Source organism: Devosia insulae DS-56, from assembly GCF_000970465.2.
Classification (GTDB): domain Bacteria; phylum Pseudomonadota; class Alphaproteobacteria; order Rhizobiales; family Devosiaceae; genus Devosia_A; species Devosia_A insulae.
The window spans coordinates 1-2497 of sequence record NZ_LAJE02000007.1 but is presented as its reverse complement, the minus strand read 5'-3'; the positions used below and the strand labels follow the sequence as shown (position 1 = coordinate 2497).

Below are 2497 nucleotides of genomic sequence, written 5' to 3'. Positions count from 1 at the left end.
CCACCCCCTCCCTCAATCCCTCCCCTCAAGGGGGAGGGAAGCGACGACTGAGAGATCGGTGCATCGCTAAATCTTCACCACCGCCCCGGTGACGTACATCACCACGCCGCCGGCGATCAGCCCGGCGATCACCACCGGGGTGAACCAGGTTCCGGCCTTGCCGGCATTGCTGCGCACGAGGTAGGCGCCGACTTCGACGATTACCTGCAGGATGGCACCGGCCCCGACGCCCAGCGCCAGCGCCGTCCATTGAGGCGCCGTGGCAAGGCTGCCGATCCACAGCCCGACCACCGCTGGCCCGCCGGCCAGCATGGCCAGCCCGGCAAAGGCCCAGAGCGGCACTTTCTGTTTGAGGATGGGGGCGGCGATGCCAATGCCCTCGGTGACGTTGTGCAGCGCGAACCCGGCGATCAGGAACAGCCCCAGCCCGGCCGCCCCCGAGGCGAAGGCCGCGCCGATCGCCAGCCCCTCGCCAAAGTTGTGCAGCCCGATCCCCAGCGCAATGAACCCGGCAAGCTGCAGCCCGCCCGGCACGCCGCGCCAGCGTCCCACCGCCATCAGCAACAGGAAGCTCGCCGCCGCCGCCAGCACCACCAGCACCGACCCCTGGAACATCGCCGCCGCCTCGCCGGCCAGTTCAAGCGCTTCGCCGCTCATATCGACGAAGAGGAACGCCAATAGCCCCACCGTCAGCGCCAGCAGGAAATTCATCCCCTCGCGGCCGATGCCGCGAAGCGCCGGATAGAACATCAGCCCGACGGTGACCGGCAGCAGCCCGACGATCAGCCCGATGATCGCCTGCCCGCCGAGCGCCGCCTCGGTCGGCTGCGGTGTCGGCACGGCGACGGCGATCTCATGGCCGAATGTCGCCCCGGTATCGGTGACGAACCGCACCGCATGCGCCTCGCCCAGCACCCACGGATAGGCGATCGAAATCCAGGCTGTCGCGCCGCGCGGCAACGGCCCGGCGGGTTCCTGGGTGAACAGCCAATAGGCATCGTCCACCTGCACCTGCGCGATCCGCATGTCGGTCGAGCCGCCGGCCCGCACCTCCATCCTGAGCCCGGCACTGTCGAGCACCGTCCGTTCGATGGTCAGCCCCTCGACCGGCGGCGCGCCGATATCGAGGTTGCGCAGCGGATTGACGGCAAACACCCATGCGAGTGCCGCGGCCAGCACCGCCAGCGGCAGCAGCACCCAGAGCAACCGCACCCAACCCGACAGTTTCCGCTCGACATCAGAGGTCTCGGCAATGTCGCTCATTTCATGCCTCCACCACGTCGAACATGCCCATCCAGCCGAGCTCGGTGAACTCGCTCTGGTGCGCGTGGAACATGTAGAGGCCCGGCTCGTGTCGTGCGTAACTGAACTCGAGGATGCCGCGCTGCGCCTGGCACTGCATGATCAGGTCGACGGTCTTCAGCGTCGGCGAAAGGTTCGTACCGGTATCGTAATAGTCGAAGAAGTTCGCGTGCAGGTGGAAGGAGTTGATCGGATCGAACTCGGTCACGTTGATCAGATAGATCCGTACCGGCCGGCTCTTCTCGATACGGATCGGCGCCTTGGCATAGGCGTGGGCGATCGAGTTGACCGCGTAGAACTCGTTCTCACTGTCGAAATTGGTGTCGAAGGCGTTCATCACCATGATGAGCTCCTGCCAGCGTGCGTTTTCGGGCGTCCCCAGCAGCCGCCCGTTGGCCAGCTCCGCCGCCTCCGGATGCAGCGCCGGATCGGGGTCGATGACGAACGCGCCATACATCCCCTTATGCATGTGCCGCCTGAGCGGCAGCGCGTGGCAATGGTAGAGATGACAGCCGAACGGAAAGGCGTCGAACTCGTAGACGAAGCTCTCGCCCGGGTTGATCAACCCTGCCCCCGGCACCCCATCCATCCGTGCCGCATGGATGCCGTGAAAGTGCATGGAGTGCGGGTGCGAGCCGAAATTGCGGAAGGTGATCTGCAGCCGCTCGCCCTCCCTGGCCCGGAGCGCCGGGCCAGGGACCCGCCCATTATAGGTCCAGGCCGGAAACTTCACCCCCGGCTCGATCTCGATTTCCTTGTCCACCGCCTCGACGACGAAGCTGCGCAGCACCCGCCCGTCAGGCAGCGTCGAAACCGTTCCGGTCTCCCACTCGGTCAGCAGTTGCGCCGTGGTGAAGCCATTGGCCGCCTCGTCGACCGCACCCACCGTCAGCATGTCGCCATGCGCCGAATGGGCTCCGCCATAGGGGGCTGCGGTCTCGGCCGCTGGCGTCGCCGCTTCCGCAGGAGCAGTGGTCCCGGCGTGTCCGCTATGTCCCTCCTGCCCCAGCGCTTCGTTCAGCGCGATCGCCGTTCCGCCTGCAGCAACCAGTCCCGCCCGCAGGAAATCCCGCCGCCGCACCGCCTCCAACGACACATCGTCCTCCACTTGCGAATGGTTCGCATTCGCAATGCTAGCAGAACGCTAGATCGCTGCAAGTGCGTATCATTTGCAGGATGCGGGTGAGCTGAAGGT

2 protein-coding genes are annotated in these 2497 nt (G+C 66.3%); both read right to left on the bottom strand.

Translation table 11 applies throughout. The annotated features are described in order from the left end of the window. Positions 1 to 66 precede the first annotated feature (66 nt). Positions 67 to 1263: a ZIP family metal transporter gene (locus VW23_RS00325; RefSeq protein WP_069907613.1), complete on the bottom strand. Its 1197-nt coding sequence runs from the start codon at positions 1261 to 1263 to the stop codon at positions 67 to 69. 1 nt (position 1264) lies between these two features. Beyond that, entirely contained in the window at positions 1265 to 2398 is a 1134-nt protein-coding gene (locus VW23_RS00320) for a multicopper oxidase domain-containing protein (RefSeq protein WP_244513306.1), read from the bottom strand. Between the last annotated feature and the right edge of the window lie 99 nt (positions 2399 to 2497).